At 77.0% G+C, this 25,339-nt stretch carries 1 protein-coding gene (cut by a window edge); it reads left to right on the plus strand.

Translation table 11 applies throughout. The features are described from left to right. A protein-coding gene (locus tag C2L59_RS48845; RefSeq protein WP_233223425.1) for a type I polyketide synthase crosses the window boundary here: on the plus strand, positions 1–25,339 show its 5' portion. 1,790 nt of this gene lie beyond the right edge of the window; only the first 25,339 of its 27,129 coding nucleotides appear in the window; it begins with the start codon at positions 1–3; the stop codon falls past the right edge of the window.

The following is a 25,339-nucleotide window of genomic DNA, read 5'->3' on the forward strand; positions in this document are numbered from 1 at the left end:
GTGGATCGAGCCGAGCACGTTGCCCGCGAAGGGGCCGTTGCGATCGTGGGCCTGGCCTGCCGCCTGCCCGCGGCGCCCGCGCCCGGCGCCTTCTGGACCCTGCTGCGCGCAGGCGCCGACGGCACCTCCGTAGTCCCGGCGCACCGCCGGTCCTCCGTCCCGCCCGGCACCCGGCGCGGCGGGTTCCTGTCCGAAGTGGACACCTTCGACGCCGCCTTCTTCGGCATCCCGGCCCGCGAGGCCGCGACCATGGACCCGCAGCAGCGCCTGGCCCTGGAACTGGGCTGGGAGGCCCTCGAAGACGCCCGGATCGTCCCGGAACGCCTCGAAGGCTCCTCGACCGGCGTCTTCGTCGGCGCGAGCGCGGACGACTACGCCACGCTGCTCAAGCAGGGCGGCGTGCCGGCGATCGGGCACCACACGCTCACCGGGCAGAGCCGTGCGGTCGTCGCCAACCGCATCTCCTACTCCTTCGGGCTGCGCGGCCCGAGCCTGTCGGTGGACACCGGCCAGTCGTCGTCGCTGGTCGCCGTGCACCTCGCCTGCGAAGCCCTGCGCAGCGGCGAGGCCGAGCTGGCGCTGGCCGGCGGGGTCCAGCTGAACCTCGCCCCGGACAGCACCATCGCCGCCGACCGCTTCGGCGGCCTCTCGCCCGACGGGCGCTGCTACACCTTCGACGAACGCGCCAACGGGTACGTCCGTGGTGAGGGCGGCGGCTTCGTCGTCCTCAAGCCCCTGGCCGCCGCGCTGGCCGACGGCGACCGCATCCACTGCGTCATCGAAGGCGGCGCAGTCAACAACGACGGCTTCAGCGAAACCCTCACCACGCCCAGCGCCGACGCCCAGGAAGCGGTCATCCGGGCCGCGCTGCGCCGGGCCGATGTCCCCGCCGGCGCCGTCCGGTACGTCGAGCTGCACGGCACCGGCACCCGCGTCGGCGACCCCCTCGAAGCCGCCGCGCTCGGGGCCGTCTTCGCGCCCGGCCGCGGGGCGGACCCGCTGTGGGTCGGCTCGGTCAAGACCAACATCGGCCACCTCGAAGGCGCCGCGGGCATCGCGGGCCTGCTGAAGGTGGCGCTGTCGCTGTCCCACGGCGAAGTCCCGCCCAGCCGCAACCACGAGCGCCCGAACCCGGCCATCCGGTTCGACGACTGGCGCCTGCGTGTCGCCCGCGAAACCCTTCCGTGGCCCGACGCCGCCTACGCCGGGGTTTCGTCGTTCGGCATGGGCGGCACGAACTGCCACCTCGTCCTGTCCGCCGCGCCCCGCACGCCGGAGCCGCCCCGGCCCGCCCCCGCCGCGACCGCGCCGTGGGTCCTGTCGGCCCGCACCCCCGGCAGCCTGCGGAAGCAGGCCGCCGCGCTGGCCACCGTCGACGCCGACCCGCTCGACGTCGCCCACTCGCTGGTCGCCACCCGCAGCGCGTTCCCGCACCGGGCCGTCGTCCTCGATCCCGCCGCCCTGGCCGCACTGGCGGCCGGCGAACCGTCGGCCGACCTGATCACCGGCACGGCCGGCGAGCACCGCCTCGCGGTCCTGTTCCCCGGCCAGGGCGCGCAACGGCCCGGCATGGGCCGCGCGCTCTACGATCGGTTCCCGGTGTTCGCCGAGGCGCTCGACGAAATCTGCGCGCGCTGCGACACCGAACGCCCGCTGCGGGACGTCCTGTTCGCCGAACCGGGCTCGGCGGACGCCGCCGTGCTCGCCGAGACCGGGCACACCCAGCCCGCGTTGTTCGCCTACGAAGTCGCGCTCTACCGGCTGTTTTCCTCGTGGGGGATCGAGCCGGAGCACGTGGCCGGGCACTCGGTCGGCGAGATCGCCGCCGCGCACGTTGCGGGTGTGCTGTCCCTCGACGACGCCTGCGTGCTGGTCACCGCCCGCGGCCGGCTGATGGGTTCGCTGCCGCCGGGCGGGGCGATGGTCTCGGTCCGCGCCGCCGCCGTCGAGGTCGAGCCGCTGCTCGGCGAGGACGTCGTGCTCGCCGCGGTCAACGGCCCCGCCCACGTCGTGCTCGCCGGGCCGGTGGCGCCGGTGCTGGCGCTGGCGGCCCGGTTCGAGGCCGACGGCCGCAAGGTGACCCGCCTCGACGTCTCGCACGCGTTCCACTCGCCGCTGGTGGACCCGATGCTGGCCGAGTACCGCCGGGTCGTCGAGCAGCTCGACCTGCGCCCGCCGCGGCTGCCGATGGTCTCGACGGTGACCGGCCGCGTGATCCGGCACGCGCAGCTGAGCGACCCGGGGTACTGGGTCCGGCAGGCGCGGGACACCGTGCGCTTCGCCGACGCGGTCACCACGCTGTCCCGCCAGGGCACCACCGCGTTCCTCGAGCTGGGCCCGGACGGCACGCTCACCTCGCTGGTCCGGGCCACCCTGGACGGCGACCCGGTGACCGTCCGGTCGGCGCGCTCCCGGCGCCCGGAGGACGTCGGCGCCCTCGCCGCGCTGGCCGAGCTGCACGTCCACGGCCTCGCCGCCGACTGGACGGCGCTCACCGCCGGCGGCCGGCCGCTCGACCTCCCGACCTACGCCTTCGACCGCGCACGCCACTGGTTCGACGCAGCGGAACCGGAACCCGCGGCGGCGCCCGCCGGCCGCGACCTGCTCGAGCTCGTGCGCGCCGAAGCCGCCGCGGTCCTCGGCGCCGGCGTCGACCCGGGCACGTCCTTCCGCGAGCTGGGCTTCGACTCGGCGATGAACGTCGACCTCGCCGTCCGGCTCGGCGCGGCCACCGGCCGCACGCTGGCCACGACCGTGCTGTTCGACCACCCGACCGCCCGCGCGCTCGCCGAGCACCTCGCCGGCTCCGCGCCGGCGGCCGTCCCCGAGGCCGCCGCCACCGTGGACGCGGACGAGGATCCGGTCGTCATCGTCGGCCTCGGCTGCCGCTACCCGGGCGAAGCCGGTTCGCCCGAGGAACTCTGGCGGCTCGTCGAGTCCGAAGTGGACGCGATCACCGCGATGCCCGCCGACCGCGGCTGGCCCGCCTCCGTGCTCGGGACCGGGCGGCCGGGCGGTTTCCTCGCCGACGTCGCCGGGTTCGACGCCGGCCTGTTCGGCATCTCGCCGCGCGAAGCCCAGGCGATGGAACCGCAGCAGCGGCTGGTGCTCGAAGTCGTGTGGGAGACCCTGGAACGCGCCGGCATCGCGCCGTCGTCGCTGCGCGGCACCCGGACCGGCGTGTTCGTCGGCGCCACCGCGCAGGACTACGGCCCGCGGCTGGCCGAAGGCACCGGCGACGCCGAGGGGTACGTGCTCACCGGTACCTCGCCGAGCCTCGTCTCCGGCCGGGTCGCCTACGTCCTCGGCACCGGCGGCCCGGCCGTCACCGTGGACACGGCGTGCTCGTCGTCGCTGGTCGCGCTGCACCTGGCCGTGCGGTCGGTGCGCTCGGGCGAGACGTCGCTGGCCATCGCCGGCGGCGTCACGGTGATGGCCGAGCCGGGCATCTTCGTCGAGTTCGCCAAGCAGGGCGGTCTCTCGGAAGACGGCCGCTGCAAGGCGTTCGGCGAGGGTGCGGACGGCACCGGCTGGGCCGAAGGCGTCGGCATGGTCGTCGTCGAACGGCTCTCGCGTGCCCGCGAACTCGGCCACGACGTGCTCGCGATCGTCCGTGGCTCCGCGGTCAACTCCGACGGCGCGTCCAACGGCCTCACCGCGCCCAGCGGCCCGGCCCAGCAGCGCGTGATCCGCGAAGCCCTCGGCGACGCGGGTCTCACCCCCGCCGACGTCGACGTCCTCGAAGCGCACGGCACCGGGACCCGCCTCGGCGACCCGATCGAGGCGCGGGCCGCGCTCGCCGTCTACGGGCAGGACCGCGCAACGCCGCTGCTGCTGGGCTCGGTGAAGTCGAACATCGGCCACACGCAGGCCGCGGCCGGCATCGCCGGCGTCATCAAGGTGATCGCGGCGATGCGGCACGGGATCGTGCCCCGCACGCTGCACGCCGACCCGCCGTCGTCCCACGTGGACTGGACGGCGGGGTCGGTCGAGCTGGTCACCGCGGCCCGCCCGTGGCCGGACGCCGGCCGGCCGCGCCGCGCGGCCGTGTCGTCGTTCGGCATCAGCGGCACCAACGCCCACCTGATCCTGGAACAGGCCCCGGCGGAACCCGCCGCCGGGCCCGCCCGCCAGGTCGTCGCCACCGCCGTCCCGTGGATCGTCTCGGCGCAGTCCGAAGCGGCCCTGCGCGCGGCGGTGGACCGGATCCGGGCGGTCGAGGCCGATCCCGTCGACGTCGGCCACTCGCTGGTCACCACGCGCACGTCGTTCGACCGCCGGGCCGTGCTGCTCGGCGGCGCCGAAATCGCCGGCGGCACCGCGCCCGCGGTCGCGCCCCCGATCGCCGCGGTGTTCGCCGGGCAGGGCACCCAGCGTCCCGGCATGGGCCGCGAGCTGGCCGCGCGGTTCCCCGCCTTCGCGGCCGCCCACGCCGAGGTCTGCGCCTGCTTCCCGGCCGAAGTGGCCGACGCGATCGCCACCGGGGACCCGGCCGTGCTCGACCGCACCGGCGTCACCCAGCCCGCGCTGTTCGCCCTCGAAGTTGCGCTGTTCCGGCTCGCCGAATCGCTCGGCGTGCGCGCGGACCGGGTCGCCGGCCACTCGATCGGCGAGCTGGCCGCGGCGCACGTCGCCGGGGTGCTCGACCTGCCGGACGCCTGCGCGCTCGTCGTCGCGCGCGGCCGGCTGATGGAGGCGCTGCCCGAAGGCGGCGCGATGATCGCGCTGCAGGCCACCGAGGACGAGGTCCGCCCGCTGCTCACCGACGGCGTCGCGATCGCCGCCGTCAACGCCCCCGAATCGCTGGTCGTGTCCGGCGAAGAGGACGCGTTGCTGCGGCTGGCGGCCGCCTTCGAAGAAGCCCGGCGGCTCGCGGTGTCGCACGCGTTCCACTCGCCGCTGATGGCGCCGATGCTCGACGCCTTCCGCCGCGTGGCCGAGGGGCTGACCTTCCGCGAACCCGTGCTGCCGGTCGTCTCCACGGTCACCGGCCGCCTCGCCGGGCCCGGCGAACTGACCGACCCCGGCTACTGGGTCGCGCAGGTCGTCGCCACCGTCCGGTTCGCCGACGCGCTCGAATCGCTGCGCGGCACCGGGATCACGACGTTCGTCGAGATCGGCCCGGACAGCACCCTGTCCGGCCTGGTCGCCCGCACGCTGCCGGAAGCGTCGCCAGTGCCGCTGCTGCGTTCGGACCGTCCCGAAGAGACGGCGTTCGCGACCGCGCTCGGCCGCCTGCACGTCCTCGGCGCCGAACCCGACTGGCCGGCGTTCTACGCCGGCACCGGCGCCCGCCGGGTCGCCCTGCCGACCTACGCCTTCCAGCACGAACGCTTCTGGGTCACCGCGCGGCCCGCGGCCCGGCCCTTCGAGCGCTCGGACCACCCGCTGCTCGGCGCACCCGTCGAGCTGCCCGGCGAAGACGGCGTCGTGCTCACCGGGCACGTCTCGCCGGACGCGCTGCCGTGGCCGGCCGATCACGTCGTCGACGGCCGGATCCTGTTCCCCGGCACCGGGTTCGTCGAACTCGCGCTGCGCGCCGGCGCCGAAACCGGCTGCGGCGCACTGGCCGAGCTGACCCTCACCGCGCCGCTCCCGCTGCCGGCCGCCGGGGTGACCGTGCAGGTCCGCGTGGGCGCCGACGACGGCGGCCGCCCGGTCACCGTGCACGCCCGCACGGCCGGCGGTAGCTGGACCGAGCACGCGACCGGACGGCTGGTCCCGGCGGCCGCGGCCCCGGTCCCGCCGCCGGGAGAGCGCGGCGGCGCCCTCGACGTCGAGGAGCTGTACCCGACCCTGGCCGCGGCCGGGCTCGCCTACGGGCCGGCGTTCCGCGGGGTCCGCGCGGCCTGGCACGAGGGCGACGAGCTGTGCGCGGACCTCGTGCTGCCCCCGGAAGCCGGCGACCCGGCGGGCTACCTGCTGCACCCCGCCCTGTTCGACGCCGCCCTGCACCTGGTGCCCTTCCTCGGGCTGGACCCGCACCCGCGCGCCCGGCTGCCGTTCGTCTGGTCGGACGTCGGCCTGCACGCGGTCGGCGCGTCCGCGCTGCGGCTGCGGATCCGCCGCCTCGGCCCGGACACGGTGACCCTCACGGTGACCGACCCCGAAGGCGCGCTCGTCGCCACCGTCGGGTCCCTGGTGCTGCGGCCGCCGGCCGGCGCGGCGCCGGCGGCCCCGCCGCTGCTGCGCGTCGAGTGGACGCCCAAGGACCTCGGCGCCCCGGCCGAGCTGACCTGGGCCGTCGTCGGCGCGGACGACGACGGCCTCGGCGCGCTCCTGGCCGGCCGCCACGCGGTCCCGGCGTCGGCCGACGTGCTTGTCGTCCCGCTCCCGGATCCGGTGGGGCTGCCCGTCCCGGCCGCCGTCCGCCTGGTGACCTCGACGGTGCTGAGCCACCTGCGCGGGCACCTCGAGGACGACACGCGGCTGGTGTTCGTCACCCGCGGCGGCCCGGCCGCGGCGGCGGCCGCCGGGCTCGTGCGCTCGGCCCAGTCCGAACGGCCGGGCCGGTTCTTCCTGCTGTCCGGCGTGCCCTCGGCGGCGGACCTGGCCGCGCTGCCGACGTCCGGGGAGGCCGAGGTGCGCGTCCGCGCCGGCCGGGTCGAGGTCCCGCGCCTCGCTCCCGTTCCCGCGGCCGGGCCGGGCCCGGTGGACTGGGGTGCCGGCGCGGTCCTGATCACCGGCGGCACCGGCGGGCTCGGCGGCCACGTTGCCCGGCACCTGGTGACGGCGCACGGCGTCACGCGGCTCGTCCTGGCCGGGCGCCGGGGCCCGGACGCGCCCGGTGCGCGTGACCTCGCCGGCGAACTGGCCGCGCTCGGCGCCGAGGTGGCCGTGGCCGCCTGCGACGTCGCCGACCGCGAGGCCGTCGCCGCCCTGCTCGCCGCCCACGACGTCACCGGCGTCGTGCACGCCGCCGGTGTCCTCGACGACGGCGTCCTTTCCGCCCTGACCCCCGACCGCCTCGCCCGCGTGCTGGCCCCGAAGGTCGACGCGGCCTGGCACCTGCACGAACTCGCCCCGGAGCTGTCCGCGTTCGTCGTGTTCACGTCGGTGTTCGGCGTGCTCGGCAACGGCGGCCAGGGCGCCTACACCGCGGCCAACGCGGCCCTCGACGAGCTGGTCCGCGTCCGCGCCGCCGCCGGGCAGCCCGCCCGCGCGATCGCGTGGGGACCCTGGGCGCGGGAAGGCGGCATGACCGGCACCCTGTCCGAAGCCGCGCTGCGGCGGATGGCGCGGGCCGGGTTGCCGACGCACTCGGCCGAGGAGGGCCTGGCGTGGTTCGACGCGGCGCTGGCCGGCGCCGAACCCGCGGTCGTCGCCGCGCACGTGGACCGCGCCGCGCTGCGCGCCCTCGACGTCGTGCCCCCGGTGTTCCACCGCCTGGCGCCGCCGCGCCCGCGCCGCGCGGCCGCGGCGGCCGCCGACTTCGGCGCGCTGGTCGTGACGACGGTGGCGAACGTGCTGGGACACGCTTCGGCGGCATCGGTCGACTCGTCGCTGACCTTCCGCGAACTGGGCCTGGACTCGCTGACGTCGGTGGAACTGCGCAACCGCCTCGCCGAAGCGACCGGACGCCGGCTGCCCGCGACGCTGGTGTTCGACCACCCGACGCCCGACGCCGTGACGGCGTTCCTGTCGGCCCGCGACGAGCCGTCCGCGCGCCCGGTCCGGGTGGCGGCGCGCGAGGACGACCCCGTGGTGATCGTCGGCATGGCCTGCCGGTACCCGGGTGGCGTGGCGTCGCCGGAGGATTTCTGGGACCTGCTGACCGAAGGCCGTGAAGGCATCACGCCGTTGCCGGCCGACCGGGGCTGGCACGTCCCCGGCGCCGGCTTCGCGGGCGGTTTCCTGTCCGGGGCCACCGATTTCGACGCCGACTTCTTCGGCATCTCCCCGCGGGACGCGCTCAGCGCCGACCCGCAGCAGCGGCTGCTCCTGGAAGTCTCGTGGGAGGCGGTCGAGCGGGCCGGCATCGACCCGGCGTCGCTGAAGGGTTCCGACACCGGCGTGTTCGCCGGGGTGATGTACCACGACTACGCGGCCCTATCGGTCGGGCCGGACGCGCGCGGCTTCGACGTCAACGGCACCGCGGGCAGCATCGCCTCCGGCCGGGTCGCCTACGCGCTCGGCCTGGAAGGCCCGGCGGTGACGGTGGACACGGCGTGCTCGTCGTCGCTGGTGGCGCTGCACTGGGCGGCGCAGGCGCTGCGGTCGGGGGAGTGCTCGCTGGCGCTGGCCGGCGGCGTGACGGTGATGTCGACCCCGGCGACGTTCCTCGACTTCGCCCGCCAGGGCGGGCTTTCGGGCGACGGCCGGTGCAAGTCCTTTTCGGACGACGCCGACGGCACCGGGTGGTCCGAAGGCGTCGGCGTCCTGGTGCTGGAACGGCAGTCGGACGCCGTCCGCCACGGGCACCGGATCCTCGCCGTGGTGCGGGGTTCCGCGGTCAACTCCGACGGCGCTTCGAACGGGCTCACCGCCCCGAACGGCCCGGCGCAGCAACGGGTGATCCGGGCCGCGCTGGCCACCGCCGGTCTGTCCACTTCGGACGTCGACGTCGTCGAGGCGCACGGGACCGGGACCGCGCTGGGTGATCCGATCGAGGCGCAGGCCCTGCTGGCCACGTACGGCCAGGACCGGGAAACCCCGCTGCTGCTGGGGTCGGTGAAGTCGAACATCGGGCACACCCAGGCCGCCGCCGGGGTCGCGGGGATCATCAAGATGATCCTGGCCATGCGCCACGGCGTGGTCCCGAAATCGCTGTGGGCCGGAACGCCGTCGTCCCACGTGGACTGGTCGGCCGGGGCGGTCGAGCTGCTCGCGGACGCCCGGGAGTGGCCGGTCCCGGACCGTCCCCGGCGGGCGGGGGTTTCGTCGTTCGGCATCAGCGGCACCAACGCCCACGTGGTCCTCGAGGCCCCCGCCGACGTCCCGGCCCGGGACCAGGCCGAACCGCCGGTGGTGCCGTGGGTCCTTTCGGCGCGGTCCGAAGCGGCGCTGGCCGAGCAGATCACGCGTGTCACGCAGGCTTCGCCCGCGCCGCTCGACGCCGGGTTCACCCTGGCGACCGGCCGGGCCCGGTTCGCGCACCGGGCGGTGCTGCTGGCCGGGGCCGGCGGCGTGCGCGAGGTCGCCCGGGGGGTCGTGGCGCCGGGGCCGCTGGCGTTCCTGTTCACCGGGCAGGGCGCCCAGCGGATCGGGATGGGCCGCGAGCTGGCCGCGGAGTACCCGGTGTTCGCCGAAGCCTTCGACGAGGTCCTGGCGTCGTTCGACCCGGCCCTGCGCTCGGTGATCTGGGGTCCGGACGCCGAAGCGCTGGCCGAGACCGGCTGCGCGCAGCCCGCGCTGTTCGCGATCGAGGTCGCCCTGGCGCGGCTGCTGGCGTCGTGGGACGTCCGCCCGGACTTCGTCGCCGGGCACTCGGTCGGCGAGATCGCGGCCGCGCACGTGGCCGGGGTGCTGTCCCTGGAAGACGCCGCCACGCTGGTTTCCGCCCGGGGCGCCCTGATGCAGGCGCTGCCCCGCGGCGGCGCGATGGTGGCGCTCGAAGCGTCCGAAGCGGACGTCCGGGCGGCGCTGCTCGACGGCGTCGACGTGGCGGCGGTGAACGGGCCGCGGTCCGTGGTGGTTTCCGGCGTCGAGGAAGCGGTGCTGGCGGTGGCGTCCCGCTTCGGCAAGGCGCGGCGGCTCGCGGTGTCGCACGCGTTCCACTCGCACCTGATGGAGCCGATGCTGCCGGAGTTCCGCGCGGTCGTGGCGGAGCTGGCGTTCGCACCCCCGCGGATCCCGCTGCTCGCGGCCGGTGACGTGACGTCCCCGGAGTACTGGGTGGAGCACGTCCGCGCGACGGTCCGCTTCCACGACACGCTCGGCTCGCTGGCCGAAGCGGGCGTGACGACGTTCGCCGAGCTCGGACCGGACGCGGTCCTGTCCGGTCTGGTCGGCGACCCGGCCGCGACGGTGGCACCGCTGATGCGCCGCGACCGCCCGGAACCGGTCGCGATCCTGGAAGCATTGGGCCGCCTGCACGTGGCCGGCTCCACTGTGGACTGGCCCGCGTGGTTCGCCGGCTCGGGCGCGCGGCCGGCCGACCTGCCGACGTACCCGTTCCAGCACCAGCGGTTCTGGCCGTCGGCCCCCGGGCACCCGCTGCTCGGCGCGGCCGTGGACCTCACCGACGGCAGCACGGTCCGGACGAGCCTGCTGACGACGGCGACCCAGCCGTGGCTGGCCGGCCACACGGTGCACGGAACCCCGGTCCTGCCGGGCACGGCGTTCGTGGACCTGGCGTCGGCGGCAGGCGAGGACCTCGCCGTCGACGAGCTGACGATCGAGTCGCCGCTGGCGGTGACGGCGGACCGGCAGCTGCAGGTCCGGGTGAACGCCGCCGAGGACGACGGCGCGCGCGAGTTCGCGGTGTCCTCCCGCCCGGACGGGACGGACGAGCCGTGGACGCGCCACGCGACCGGCCGGCTGATCCCGGAGACCGCGCCGGGCGCCGCTCCCTCGACCGGGCCGGCCGCCACCCCGGACCCCTGGCCCCCGGCCGGCGCCGAAGCCCTCGACCTCACCGGCCTCACCGAGCGCCTCGCCGCCGACGGGCTCGGCTACGGCCCCGCCTTCCCCGGGCCCACCGCCGCCTGGCGCCGGGACCACGAGGTCTTCGCCGAAGTCGCCCTCGCCGGCCCGCAACGCGCCGACGCCACCGCCTACGGCCTCCACCCCGCCCTCTTCGACGCCGCCCTCCGCCTGGTCTCCGTCCTGGATCCCGCCCTCGCCGGCCGCGTTCCGTTCTCCTGGCACGGCGTCACCCTGCACGCCACCGGCGCCCACGCCCTGCGCGTCCGGCTCACCCCGGCCGACGGCGGCCTCCGGATCACCGCCACGGACCCGGCCGGCGTCCCCGTCGTCTCCGTCGAGCACCTCGTCCTGCGCCACCCGGGCACGGCGAAGGCCCCGCAGCCGCTCTTCCGCCTCGACTGGACCCCCGTCACGGCCCGGCCGGCGGCCGACGCCGGCCTCCTCACCGTCGCCGGCGACCACACCGACGTCCCGCGAGCGCTGCGCGAGGTCACCGCCCGCGTCCTGACCGAGCTGCAGCAGGCGCTCGCCGGGGACCGCACGCTGGTCGTGCTGATCCCCGCCGGCGACCCGGTCGCGGCGGCGGCCGGCGGCCTCGTCCGCGCCGCGCAGGCCGAACACCCGGGCCGGTTCGTGCTCGTCGAGACCGACGGCTCCGGCGAGCCGGTCGTCGCGGACGGCGAACCCGTCCTCAAGATCGACGGCGGCCGCGTCTTCGCCGCCCGGCTCGTCCGCGTCACCGCGCCCCCGGCCGAACCGGAGGACCGCGAAGGCACCGTCCTCATCACCGGCGGCACCGGCGGGCTCGGCAGCGCCGTCGCCCGCCACTTCGCCGCCCGCGGCCGCGACCTGCTGCTGGTCAGCCGCTCCGGCGTGGCCGATCCCGCCCTGCTCGCCGACCTCGGCGACGGCGTCGAGGTCGCGGCCTGCGACGTCGGCGACCGCGACGCCCTCGCCCGGCTCCTCGCGGGCCGCGACATCACCACGGTCGTCCACGCCGCCGGTGTCCTCGACGACGGCACCCTCGCCGCGCTGACCCCGGAGCGCTTCGAGCCCGTGCTGCGCGCCAAGGCCGACGGCGCCTGGCACCTCCACGAGCTCACCGCCGTCGGCACCGAACTGCTCTTCTTCTCCTCCGTCGCCGGCACCTACGGGGGCGCCGGGCAGGGGAACTACGCCGCCGCCAACGCGTTCCTCGACGCCCTCGCCCGCCTCCGGCACGCGCAGGGCCGGCCCGCGGTGTCCCTCGGCTGGGGTCCGTGGGCGACCGGCAGCGGCATGACCTCGACCCTGTCCGAGGCCGACCTCCGGCGGCTGGCCGAAGCGGGGCTGCCGCCGGTCGGCGTGGAAGCGGGTCTCGCGCTGTTCGACGCCGCCCGCGCCGCCGGCGAGCCCGCGCTCCTCCCGCTGCCGCTCGACCTCGCCGCCGTGCGGCGGCTGCCCGCGGTCCCGCCCGTCCTGCGCGGCCTGGTCCGGCCCGGCCGCCGCCGCGCCGCCGCCGGATCGGTGCAGGCCGGCGACCTCACCCGCACCCTCGCGCCGCTGCCCGCGGCCGAACGCGAGGAAGCCGTCGCCGGGCTGGTCGCCACGCACGTCGCCCTCGCGCTCGGCCACGCCGACGCCGCCGCGATCGACCCCGCCCGCGCGTTCTCCGACCTCGGTTTCGACTCGCTCAGCGGCGTCGACCTGCGCAACCGCCTCGCCGCCGCCACCGGCCTGCGGCTGCCCAGCACGCTCGTGTTCGACCACCCGACCGTCACCGCGCTGGCCGCGTACCTGCTGGCCGAGCTGTTCGACGCCGGTACCCCGGCCGCCGACGTCCGCCGCCCGGCGGCGACGGCCGGGGACCCGGTCGTCATCGTCGGCATGGCCTGCCGCTACCCGGGTGGCGTCCGCACCCCCGGCCAGCTGTGGGCGCTGGTCCGCGACGGCCGCGACGCCGTCTCGGAGTTCCCCGCCGACCGCGGCTGGGACCTCGACGCGCTTTACGACCCCGACCCCGACCACGCGGGCACGTCGTACACGCGGCACGGCGGGTTCCTGCACGACGCCGCCGAGTTCGACGCCGAGTTCTTCGGCATGAGCCCGCGCGAAGCCCTCGCCACCGACGCCCAGCAGCGGCTGCTGCTGGAGACGTCGTGGGAGGCCGTCGAGCGGGCGGGCATCGACCCGGTGGCGCTGCGCGGCACCGCGACCGGCGTCTTCGCCGGCGTGATGTACCACGACTACAGCCGCCTGCTCAGCGGCAGCGAAGACGCCGAGGGCTACCTGACCAGCGGCAGCGCGGGCAGCGTCGCCTCGGGGCGGGTGTCCTACGTGCTCGGTCTGGAGGGCCCGGCGGTCACCGTGGACACGGCGTGCTCGTCGTCGCTGGTGTCCCTGCACCTGGCCGCGCAGGCGCTGCGGTCGGGGGAGTGCGACCTCGCCCTCGCCGGCGGCGTCACGGTGATGGCCACGCCGTCGACGTTCGTCGAGTTCTCCCGCCAGCGCGGCCTGTCCGCGGACGGCCGCTGCCGCTCCTTCGGCGACGGCGCGGACGGCACCGGCTGGGCCGAGGGCGCCGGGATGCTGCTGCTGGAACGGCTGTCCGACGCGCGCCGCCACGGCCACCCGGTGCTGGCCGTGGTCCGCGGGAGCGCGCTGAACCAGGACGGCGCCTCCAACGGCCTCACGGCCCCGAACGGGCCGTCGCAGCAGCGCGTGATCCGCGCGGCGCTCGCGCACGCCGGTCTGTCCCCTTCGGACGTCGACGCGGTGGAGGGCCACGGCACCGGCACGCCGCTGGGCGACCCGATCGAGGCGCAGGCGCTGATCGCCACCTACGGCCGGGACCGCGAGACGCCGCTGCTGCTGGGCTCGGTGAAGTCCAACATCGGGCACACGCAGGCCGCCGCGGGCGTCGCCGGCGTGATCAAGATGGTGCTCGCCATGCACCACGGCGTGCTGCCGCGCACCTTGCACGCGGACACGCCGTCGTCGCGCATCGACTGGGAGGACGGCGGGGTCGCCCTGCTGGGCGAACCGGCCCGGTGGCCCGAGCACGGCCGGCCGCGCCGGGCGGCGGTCTCGTCCTTCGGCATCAGCGGCACGAACGCCCACGCCATCCTCGAACAGCCCCCGGCCGCCGTGGACGTGCCCGCGCCACCCGCGCCCGCGGTGGTGCCGTGGCCGCTGTCGGCCAAGTCCGAGGCCGCCTTGGGTGCGCAGGCGGCGGCCCTGGCGGCCGTCACCGCGGAGCCGCTCGACGTGGGCCGCACCCTGGCCGGCCGGTCGCGGTTCGCGCACCGGGCCGTCGTGCTGGCCACCGACGCGGCGACCACCCGGGACGCACTGACCCTGGCCCACCCGGCCGCCGTCACCGGGGCCGCCGTCCCGGGCAAGACCGCGTTCCTGTTCGGCGGGCAGGGTGGCCAGCGCGCGGGCATGGGGCGCGAGCTGGCCGGGCGGTTCCCGGTCTTCGCCGAAGCGTACGACGCCGTCCTGGCGGAGTTCGGCCCCGGGATCGCGGCGGCTGTGCGCGGTGCCGACCAGTCCCGGCTGGACCGGACGGAGTTCGCGCAGCCGGCGTTGTTCGCCCTGCAGGTCGCGCTGCTGCGGCTGGCCGGGTCGTGGGGGATCGCGCCGGACTTCGTCGCCGGGCATTCGATCGGCGAGATCGCCGCCGCGCACGCCGCCGGGGTGTTCTCCCTGACCGACGCCTGCCGTCTGGTCGCCGCCCGCGGCGCGCTGATGCAGGCCCTGCCCGGCGGTGGCGCGATGGTCGCGGTCGTGGCGAGCGAGGCCGAGGTCCGGCCGCTGCTCGGCCCGGACGTCGCGCTCGCCGCGGTGAACGGGCCGCGGTCGGTCGTCCTCTCCGGGACGGCGGAGGCCGTCGACGCGGTGGCCGCGCGGTTCGCGAAGACCCGGCGGCTCGCGGTGTCGCACGCGTTCCACTCGCCGCTGATGGAACCGATGCTGGCGGAGTTCGCCGAAGTCCTCGGTGGACTGGAGTTCGCGCCGCCGCGGCTGCCGTTCGTGTCCACAGTGGAACCCGAGGCGGCACCGACGACAGTGGGCTACTGGGTGCGGCACGCGCGCGAAGCGGTCCGGTTCGCCGACGCCGTCACGGCGTTGACCATGTCCGGGGTCACCCGGTTCGTCGAGGCCGGGCCGGACGGCGTGCTGTCCGCGCTGGTGCCCGACGGGCTCGCGGTGCCGCTGCTGCGCCGCGACCGCGGCGAGGAGACCGCGTTCGTGGCGGCGGCGGCACGGCTGTTCGTGGCCGGCGTCGACGTCGACTGGCGGCCCGCGCTGACCGGCGGACGGCGGGTGGAGCTGCCCACCTACCCGTTCCAGCGCGAGCGGTTCTGGCCCGCCCCGCGGCCGGTCCGCGCGGCCGGTCCGGTGGCGCACCCGCTGCTGGACGACGTGGTCGCGCTGGCCGGCGCGGACGAAGTCGTGCTGACCGGGACGTTGTCGGTCGCCGCGCAGCCGTGGCTGGCCGAGCACGTCGTGGCCGGGGCGGCGCTGCTGCCGGGCACGGCGCTGGCCGAGCTGGCCGTGCGCGCGGGCGACGAGTGCGGCTGCCCGCGGATCGACGAGCTGACCATGGCCGTTCCGCTGGTGGTGCCCGCCCGCGTCCAGGTGCGCGTCGGCGAGCCGGGAGCAGACGGCACCCGGCCGGTCGCCATCCACTCGCGACAGTCCGAACAGGATGACTGGACCGAGCACGCCACCGGCACCCTCGGCCCCGCCTCGGCCCCGCCGCCGGCCGCGGCCGACGAGTGGCCGCCCGCGGGCGCGGAGCCGGTCGCGCCGGCGGACTTCTACGCGGACTTAGCGGCCGACGGCTTCGAGTACGGCCCGCGCTTCCGCGGCCTGCGCGCGGCCTGGCGCCGGGGCGGCGAGGTGTTCGCCGAGGTCGCCCTCGACGCCGAGCACCACGCGGAGGCGGCGGAGTTCGGCCTGCACCCGGCGTTGCTTGACGCGGCCCTGCACGCGTTGACGCTGCGGCCGGGCACCCCGCCGCGGGCGCTTCCGTTCTCGTGGCGCGGGGTGTCGCTGCACGCGGCGGGCGCGGTGGCGCTGCGGGTGCACGTGCGCGGGGACGGCCTCGCCCTGACCGCCCCCGACGGCACCCCGGTGGCCACGATCGACGCGCTCGACCTGCGCGAGCACCGCCCGGCGGCCCACCGCAGCGACGCGCTGTTCACCCTGGACTGGCTCCCGGTGCCCGCCCCCGCCGCGGCCCCGGCGGTCCGCTGGGGCGCCGACCCGTTCGGCCTCGCCCTGCCCGCCACCGGCGACCTCACCGGCGCCCCGCTGGTGGTGACGTGCCTGACCGGCGGCGCGGACGTCCCGGCGTCGGCGCACGAGCTGACCTGCCGGGCACTGGAGCTGGCCCAGCGCTGGGTCGCGGAGCCCGGGACGGGCAAGCTGGTCTTCCTGACCCGGGGCGCCACCGACGGAACCGACCTCCCGGCCGCGGCGGTCTGGGGCCTGATCCGCGCGGCGCAGTCGGAACACCCGGGCCGCTTCGGCCTGGTGGACCTGGACGGGTCCGCGTCCACCGAACTCGTCCCGGCCGCCCTGGCGAGCGAGGAACCCCAGCTGGCCGTGCGCGGCGGCACCCTCCTCGCCGCCCGCCTGACCGCGTCGCGGCCACGGGGAAGCGCCGCCTCCTGGGACCCCGGCGGCACCGTGCTCGTCACCGGCGGGACCGGCGGTCTCGGCGCGGTCATCGCCCGGCACCTCGTCGCCGGGGGGACCCGCCGCCTGCTCCTGGTGAGCCGGCGCGGCGCGGACAGCCCCGGTGCCGCCGAGCTGGCCGGCGACCTCACCGCAGCCGGCGCCGACGTGACCCTCGCCGCCTGCGACGTCGCCGACCGGGACGCCCTCGAAGCGCTCCTCCGGGACCGCGAGATCACCGCCGTCGTCCACGCCGCCGGGGTCCTCGACGACGCCCTCCTCGGCGACCTCACCCCGGAGCGCCTCGCCGCGGTCCACCGGCCCAAGGGCCTGGCCGCCTGGCACCTGCACGAACTGGTCGCGGACGACACGCCGCTTGTCCTCTTCTCCTCCGTCTCCGGCACCCTCGGCCTGCCCGGGCAGGGCAACTACGCCGCCGCCAACGCGTTCCTCGACGCACTGGCCCAGCACCGCCCGCACACCGTGAGCCTCGCCTGGGGCCCGTGGGTCGCCACCTCCGGCATGACCGCGGAACTCGGGGACACCGGCCTCGACCGGCTCGCCCGTGCCGGGTTCCCGCCGCTCGCCGTCGAAGAGGGCCTCGCGCTCTTCGACGCCGCCGTCGCCGGCGCCGCGCCCGTGGTGCTGCCGGTGCGGCTGGACCGGGCCGTCCTGCGCCGCCGCGACGACCTCCCGCACCCGCTGCGCGGCCTGGTCCGCGCGCGGGCGCGCCGGGCGGCGGCCCCGGCGCGGGAGCGGCGGCTGCGTGACCGCGCCGAGGCCGTGGCCGTCGTCGCGGCCGAGGTCGCGCACGTCCTGGGCCACCGCGGCACCGAGCGGATCACCCCCGCCAAGTCGTTCACCGAACTCGGTTTCGACTCGCTGACCGCGGTCGAGCTGCGCAACCGGCTCACCGCGGCCACCGGGCTCCGGCTCTCCGCGACGCTCGTCTTCGACTACCCGACCGTCGGCGCACTGGCCGACCACCTCGCCGGCGAAGCACCGGCCGGTCCGGTCCTCACCACGAAGGCCGTCGACGGCGACCCGATCGTCATCGTCGGCATGGCCTGCCGCTACCCGGGCGGCGTCTCCTCGCCCGAGGACCTCTGGCGGCTGGTCGCCGAAGAACGCGACGCGATCAGCGGGTTCCCGGCGAACCGCGGCTGGGACCTCACCGCGCTCTACGACCCCGACCCGGCCCACCCCGGCACGTCCTACACGCGCCACGGCGGCTTCCTGCACGACGCCGCCGAGTTCGACGCCGCCTTCTTCGGCATGAGCCCGCGCGAAGCCGTCGCGACCGACGTCCAGCAACGCCTGCTGCTCGAAACCTCCTGGGCGGCCGTGGAAAGCGCGGGCGTCGACCCGTCGTCGCTGCGCGGCAGCGCCACCGGGGTGTTCGCCGGCGTGATGTACGGCGACTACAGCCGCCTGCTCGACGGCGGCGAAGACACCGAGGGCTACCAGACCAGCGGCAGCGCCGGCAGCGTCGCGTCCGGGCGCGTCGCCTACACCCTCGGCCTCGAAGGCCCGGCGGTCACCGTGGACACGGCGTGCTCGTCGTCGCTGGTCGCGCTGCACTGGGCCGCCCAGTCCCTGCGGTCGGGGGAGTGCGACCTCGCCCTGGCCGGCGGCGTCACGGTGATGGCGACGCCGACGGCGTTCGTCGAGTTCTCCCGCCAGCGCGGGCTCGCCGCCGACGGCCGCTGCAAGCCGTTCTCCGACAGCGCCGACGGCGTCGGCTGGGCCGAGGGCGTCGGCATGCTCGTCCTGGAACGGCTGTCCGACGCCGAACGCCACGGACACGAGGTCCTCGCCGTGGTCAAGGGGTCCGCGGTCAACTCCGACGGCGCCTCCAACGGCCTCACCGCCCCCAACGGCCCGTCCCAGCAGCGCGTGATCCGCGCCGCGCTCGCCGGCGCCGGTCTGTCCACCAGGGACGTCGACGTCGTGGAAGCGCACGGCACCGGCACGACCCTGGGCGACCCGATCGAGGCGCAGGCGCTGCTCGCGACCTACGGGCAGGACCGCGAGACGCCGCTGCTGCTGGGGTCGGTCAAGTCCAACCTCGGCCACACGCAGGCCGCCTCCGGCGTCGCCGGGATCATCAAGGTGGTGCAGGCGATGCGCCACGGCGTCGTGCCGCGGACGCTGCACGTCACCGCGCCGTCCGGGCACGTCGACTGGACCGCGGGCGCGGTCGAGCTGGCCACCGCCGGGACGGCCTGGCCCGACGCGGGGCGCCCGCGCCGCGCCGGCGTGTCGTCCTTCGGCATCAGCGGCACGAACGCCCACGTCATCCTCGAACAGCCCGCGGCCCGCCCGGTGCCGGAGCGGCCCGCGGCGCCGGACGTGCCGTGGCTGGTCACCGCCAAGACCCCCGAAGCCCTGCGGGCACAGGCGAAGCGGCTTAGTGTCCACATCGGACACCACGACGCCCGCGACGCGGCGTGGACCCTGGCCCACGGCCGCGCCCGGTTCGACGAACGAGCCGTCGTGTTCGGCGCGGCCGGGCTGGCCGCGCTCGCCGGCGGCCACGAGCACCCGGACGTCGTCACCGGCGTCCCCGCGCCCGGCCGGACCGCGTTCCTGTTCTCCGGGCAGGGTTCCCAGCGCCTGGGCATGGGCCGCGAGCTGGCCGCGGACCCGGTCTTCGCCGCCGCCCTCGACGCCGTCCTCGCCGAACTCGACCCCGCGGTCCGCGACGTGATGTGGGGTGACGACGCCGCCGCGCTCGACCGGACCGAGTACGCCCAGCCCGCGCTGTTCGCCGTCGAGGTCGCGCTGTTCCGCACCGTGACCGCCCGCGGGGTCACCCCGGCCTACGTCGCCGGGCACTCGATCGGCGAGATCGCCGCCGCGCACGTCGCCGGGGTGTTCTCCCTGGCCGACGCGGCCCGGCTGGTCACCGCGCGCGGCCGGCTCATGCAGGCGCTGCCGCCCGGCGGGGCGATGGTCGCGCTGCGGGCTGCGGAGGAAGACGTCCGGCCGCTGCTGACCGGCGGGGCCGGCCTCGCCGCCGTCAACGGCCCGCGCTCGGTCGTGGTCTCCGGCCCCGAAGCCGCCGTCGCCGCGGTGGCCGCGCACTTCGGCGACGCGAAACGGCTGTCGGTCTCGCACGCCTTCCACTCGTCCCTGATGGACCCGATGCTCGCCGGGTTCGGCGAAATCGCGGCGGGGCTGACCTACCGCGAGCCGACGATTCCCGTGGTGGCGAACGGCAGCGTCACCGACCCGGCCTACTGGGTGCGGCAGGTCCGCGACACCGTGCGCTTCGCCGACGCCCTGCGCGCACTGCGGGCGTGGCACGTCGACAAGTTCGTCGAAATCGGCCCGGACGCCGTCCTCGCCGGGCTCGCCGCCGGCGACGACGCCCTGGCCGTGCCCCTGCTGCGCCGCGACCGCGACGAGCCCCGCACCTTCCGCACCGCGCTCGCCCGCCTCTTCGCGGCCGGCGTCCCGGTGGACTGGGACGGCCTCGCCGACGGCCGGGCGGTTCCGCTGCCGGGGTACGCCTTCCAGCACGAACGGTTCTGGCCGCCGGCCCGCCGGCGCACCGGCGACCCGGCCGGGCTGGGGCTCGGCGCGGCCGGGCACCCGCTGCTCGGCGGCACGGTCGACCTCGCCGACGGCGCGGGACTGCTCTGCACCGGCCGGCTTTCCCCGGCCGCGCAGCCGTGGCTGGCCGACCACACCGTGCTCGGCTCGGCCGTGCTGCCCGGCGCGGCCTTCGCCGACCTCGCGCTGGCCCTCGGCGCCGTCCGCGAACTCACCGTCGTCGAACCGCTTGCCGTCCCGGCCGAAGCCGCCGTGCACCTGCAGGTCCGCGTCACCGACGCGGGCGACGACGGGCTGCGCGACTTCGCCGTCCACGCCCGCCCCGAGGGAAGCGACGGCGGCTGGACCCGGCACGCGACCGGCGTCCTCGAGCCGGATCCCGGAACCGCACCCCGGGACGTCACCCTCCCGGGCGACGCCGAGCCCCTCGACCTGGGCGACGCCTACGACCGGCTGGCCGCGCTCGGCCTCGGCTACGGCCCGGCGTTCCAGTGCCTGCGCCGCGCCTGGCGCCACGGCGACGACGTCTTCGCGGAGCTGAGCCTCGGCGACGAGCCGGCCGGGGCGTTCGGCGTGCACCCGGCGCTGCTGGACGCCGCCCTGCACGCCGTCGCGCTGACCGCCGGGCACGACCGGCCGCACGTGCCGTTCAGCTGGCGGGGCGTCCGGCTGCACGCCACGGGTGCGTCGCTCCTGCGGGTCCGCATCAGCCCGGCCGGGGACAACGCGGTCTCCCTGTCCTTTGCGGACGCCGAAGGCCACCCGGTCGCCGAGGTCGACGCGGTGACCTTCCGGCCCGCGGCCGCCGTCCGCACCCACGTCGGGGACGCGCTGTACCGGCTCGGCTGGGTCCCGGTCACCCCGACCGGCCGCGAAGCCCCGGAGCGGGTGGTCGTCACGCCCGACGGCCCCGCCCACGCCCTGGAGCTGGTCCGCGGCTGGCTCGCCGAACCCCGCGACGCCGAACTCGTCGTCCACACCACCGGCGCCACCGACGGCACCGACCCCACCGCGGCCGGCGTCTGGGGCCTTGTCCGGGCCGCGCAGGCCGAGCACCCCGGCCGGTTCGTGCTCGTCGACAGCGCCGATCCGGCCGACGCCGCCCTGGTCACCGGGGAGCCGCAGGCCCGCGTGCGCGACGGCGTCGTCGAAGTCCCGCGGCTGGCGAAGGCGCCCGCGGCACCGGCACCGCTGGGCTGGGACCCCGACGGCACGGTGGTGATCACCGGCGGTACCGGCGGTCTGGGCCGCCTGCTGGCGAAGCACCTGGTGACCGCGCACGGCATGCGCCGCCTGCTGCTGCTCAGCCGCGGCGGCCGGGCCGACGTCACCGAGCTGACCGACGCCGGGGCCGAGGTGACCGTCGCCGCCTGCGACGTCACCGACCGGGCCGCGGTGGCCGCCGCGCTCGAGGGCCACCGCCTGACCGCCGTCGTGCACGCGGCCGGGGTCCTCGAAGACGGCACCGTGGAGACGATGACCGGTGAGCAGCTGAACCGGGTCTGGCGTCCCAAGGCCGAGGCCGCCCGGCTGCTGCACGAGCTGGCCGGCGACCTCGACGGGTTCGTGCTGTTCTCCTCCGTCGCGGGCACGATCGGCGGCGCGGGGCAGGCCGGCTACGCCGCCGCCAACGCCTACCTCGACGCCCTCGCCGCCCACCGCGCCGCCCGCGGGCTGCCCGCCGTCTCCCTCGCCTGGGGCCCGTGGACCGGCGTCGGCGGCATGACCGCCGAGCTGGGCGGCGCCGAGCTCGCGCGGATGGGACGGGCCGGGATCGCCGCCCTGACCGCCGAAGACGGCCTCGCGCTGTTCGACGCGGCCGTCGGCGCCGGAACGCCGAACCTGGTGCCGGTCCGGCTGGCCGCGACCGCCGCCGGCGAGGTCGCCGCGCCGCTGCGCGGGCTGGTCCGCCCGGCCACGCGCCGGGCCGCCGCGGCGAGCGAGCTCGCCGCCCGGCTCACGGAACTGCCGGAAGCCGAGCGCCACGACGTCGTCGCCGGCCTGGTCACCGCGCAGGTCGCGGCCGTGCTCGGGCACGCCGACGGCACGGCGGTCGAGCCGTCCCGCGCGTTCTCGGCGCTGGGCTTCGACTCGCTCACCGGCGTCGAACTGCGCAACCGGCTGGCCGGCGCGACCGGCCTGCGGCTGCCCACGACCCTGGTGTTCGACCACCCGAACAGCGCGGCGCTCACGGCGTTCCTGCTCGGCGAGCTGACCGGGACCGACGCGGCCGCTGCCACCGGGAGCGGCCCGGTCCGCGCGCGGGACGACGACCCGATCGTCGTCGTCGGCATGGGCTGCCGCTACCCCGGTGGGGTGGCCTCGCCCGACGAGTTCTGGGACCTGGTCGCGGCGGGCCGCGACGCGGTCGGCCCGTTCCCGCCCGACCGCGGCTGGGACCTGGCCGCCCTCTACGACCCCGACCCGGACCACCCGGGCACGACCTACGCGCGGGCCGGTGGCTTCCTGGCCGATGCCGCGGACTTCGACGCCGCGTTCTTCGGCATGAGCCCGCGCGAAGCGGTCGCGACCGACGTCCAGCAGCGGCTGCTGCTCGAAACGTCGTGGGAGGCACTGGAACACGCGGGCATCGACCCGGCGACGTTGCGCGGCTCGGCGACCGGCGTGTTCGCCGGCGTGATGTACAGCGACTACGGCGGCCTGCTCGCCGGCAGCGACTACGAAGGCCAGCAAGGCAACGGCAGCGCGCCGAGCGTCGCTTCCGGCCGGGTCGCCTACGCGCTCGGCCTGGAAGGCCCGGCGGTGACGGTGGACACGGCGTGTTCGTCGTCGCTGGTGGCGCTGCACTGGGCGAGCCAGGCGCTGCGGTCGGGGGAGTGCTCGCTGGCGCTGGCCGGGGGCGTGACGGTGATGGCGACCCCGGCGACGTTCGTCGAGTTCGCCCGCCAGCGCGGGCTTTCGCCGGACGGCCGCTGCAAGGCGTTCTCCGACGACGCCGACGGCACCGGCTGGGCCGAAGGGGTCGGCCTGCTGGTACTGGAACGCCGGTCCGACGCACTCCGCCACGGCCACCGGATCCTTGCCGTGGTCAGGGGTTCCGCGGTCAACTCCGACGGCGCCTCCAACGGCCTCACCGCGCCGAACGGCCCCTCCCAGCAGCGCGTGATCCGCGCCGCCCTCGCCGGCGCCGGTCTGTCCGCTTCGGACGTCGACGTCGTCGAGGCGCACGGCACCGGGACCGCGCTGGGCGATCCGATCGAGGCGCAGGCGTTGCTGGCCACGTACGGTCAGGACCGGGAAACCCCGCTGCTGCTGGGGTCGGTGAAGTCGAACATCGGGCACACCCAGGCCGCCGCCGGGGTGGCGGGGATCATCAAGATGATCCTGGCGATGCGCCACGGCGTCGTCCCGGCGAGCCTGCACACCGGCACGCTGTCGTCCTATGTGGACTGGGCGGCGGGTGCGGTGGAGGTCGTCACCGGGCCGCGCGCCTGGCCGGCGGCGCAGCGGCCGCGGCGGGCCGGGATCTCCTCGTTCGGCATCAGCGGCACCAACGCGCACGTGATCATCGAGCAGGCTCCCGAGACGCCGGTTCCGGCCGAAGCGCCGGACGGGCTCGCGGCCTGGCCGTTGTCCGCGCGTTCGGAGGCGGCGCTGCGGGCGCACGCCGCCCGCTTGGCGTCCACTGTGGATGATTTGGCCGCCGACGCGGTCGGCCGGGCGCTGGCGCGGCGATCGCGGTTCGCGCACCGGGCCGTCGTCGTGTCGGAGCGCCCCGCCGAAGCCCTCGCCGCACTGGCGGCCGGTGAGCCGTCCCCGGACGTCGTCGAAGGCGTGGCGACGACCGGCCCGACCGCGTTCCTGTTCTCCGGGCAGGGCGCGCAGCGGCCGGGCATGGGCCACGAGCTGGCCGCCCGCTTCCCGGTGTTCGCCGCCGCGTTCGACGAGGTCCTCGACCGGCTCGGCCCGGCCGTCCGGTCCGCGGTGGCCGACGACCGGGTGCACCGCACCGAACACGCCCAGCCGGCGTTGTTCGCGTTCGAGGTGGCCGCGGCCCGGCTGCTGGCCTCCCGGGGGGTGCGCCCGGACTTCGTCGCCGGGCACTCGGTGGGGGAGATCGCGGCCGCGCACGTCGCCGGCGTGCTCACCCTCGACGACGCCTGCGCGCTCGTGTCGGCGCGCGCCCGGCTGATGGGCGCGCTGCCCGAAGGCGGCGTGATGATCGCCGTCCGGGCGGCCGAAGCGGACGTCCGCCCGCTGCTGGGCGCGGGCGTCGACCTCGCCGCGGTCAACGGCCCGGAGTCGGTGGTGCTGTCCGGCCTCGAAGACGCGGTCACCGCCGTCGCCGGGAAGTTCGGCAAGCAGCGGCGGCTGCCCGTCTCGCACGCGTTCCACTCGCTGCTGATGGACCCGATGCTGGCCGGGTTCGGCGAGGTCGTCGCCGGGCTGACCTTCGCCGAGCCGGCGATCCCGCTGATCACGTCCGGCGACGTCACCGACCCGGCGTACTGGGTCCGGCACGTGCGCGACACCGTCCGGTTCGCCGACACGCTCGAGCGGCTCGCCGGGGTGACCCGGTTCGTCGAGGTCGGCCCGGACGCGGTGCTGTCCGGCCTGGTCGGCGTGCCGGACGCGGTCGTCGTGCCGGTCGCCCGCCGCGACCGCGCCGAGGACCGCACCTTCACCACCGCGCTGGCCCGGCTGCACGTCTCCGGCCTCGACGTCGAGTGGGCCACCGACGGGCCGCGCGCCGACCTGCCCGCCTACCCGTTCGAGCACCGGAGGTTCTGGCCGCCGGCGCGCCCGGCCGGCGACCCCCGCCGCGGCGGCCACCCGGTGCTCGGCGCGGCCGTCGAAGTGGCCGGGACCGGCACGCTCGTCAGCACCGGCCGCCTGTCGGCGGCCGCGCACCCGTGGCTGGCCGACCACGTCGTCTTCGGCACGGCCCTCGTGCCCGGCACGGCGTTCCTCGAACTGGCCCGGCACGCCGGCGCCCAGGCGGGCTGCGCGCGCGTCGAGGACCTCACGCTGCTGGCGCCCCTGGTCCTCACCGGGGACGTGACGATCCAGGTCTCCGTCGGCGCCGCCGGCGCGGACGGCCGCCGCCCGGTGGACGTCCACTCCGCCGGCGACGACGGCACGTGGACCCGGCACGCCTCCGGCGTCGTCGCCCCGGACGCGGGGCCGGCGGAGGCCGCGGCCGCGGACTGGCCGCCGGCGGACGCCGTTCCGGTGCCATTGGCCGGCGCCTACGACGGGCTGGCCGACCGCGGGTTCGCCTACGGCCCGGCGTTCCAGGGCCTGCGGGCGCTGTGGCGGCGCGGCGACGAGCTGTTCGCTGAAGCCCGCGTCGACGAGGCCGCGGGCTTCGGCCTGCACCCGGCGCTGCTCGACGCCGTCCTGCACGCCCAGCTGGTGGCCCACCCCGACGGGCCGCCCGCGCTGCCGTTCACCTGGCGCGGGGTGTCGGTGCACCGGCCCGGCGCGGCGGACCTGCGCGTCCGGCTGACCCCGGCGGGCCCGGACACGATCGGGCTCGCCATCGCCGACGCGTCCGGGGCCCCGG

It is taken from the genome of Amycolatopsis sp. CA-128772, assembly GCF_002904295.1.
Lineage (GTDB): Bacteria > Actinomycetota > Actinomycetes > Mycobacteriales > Pseudonocardiaceae > Amycolatopsis.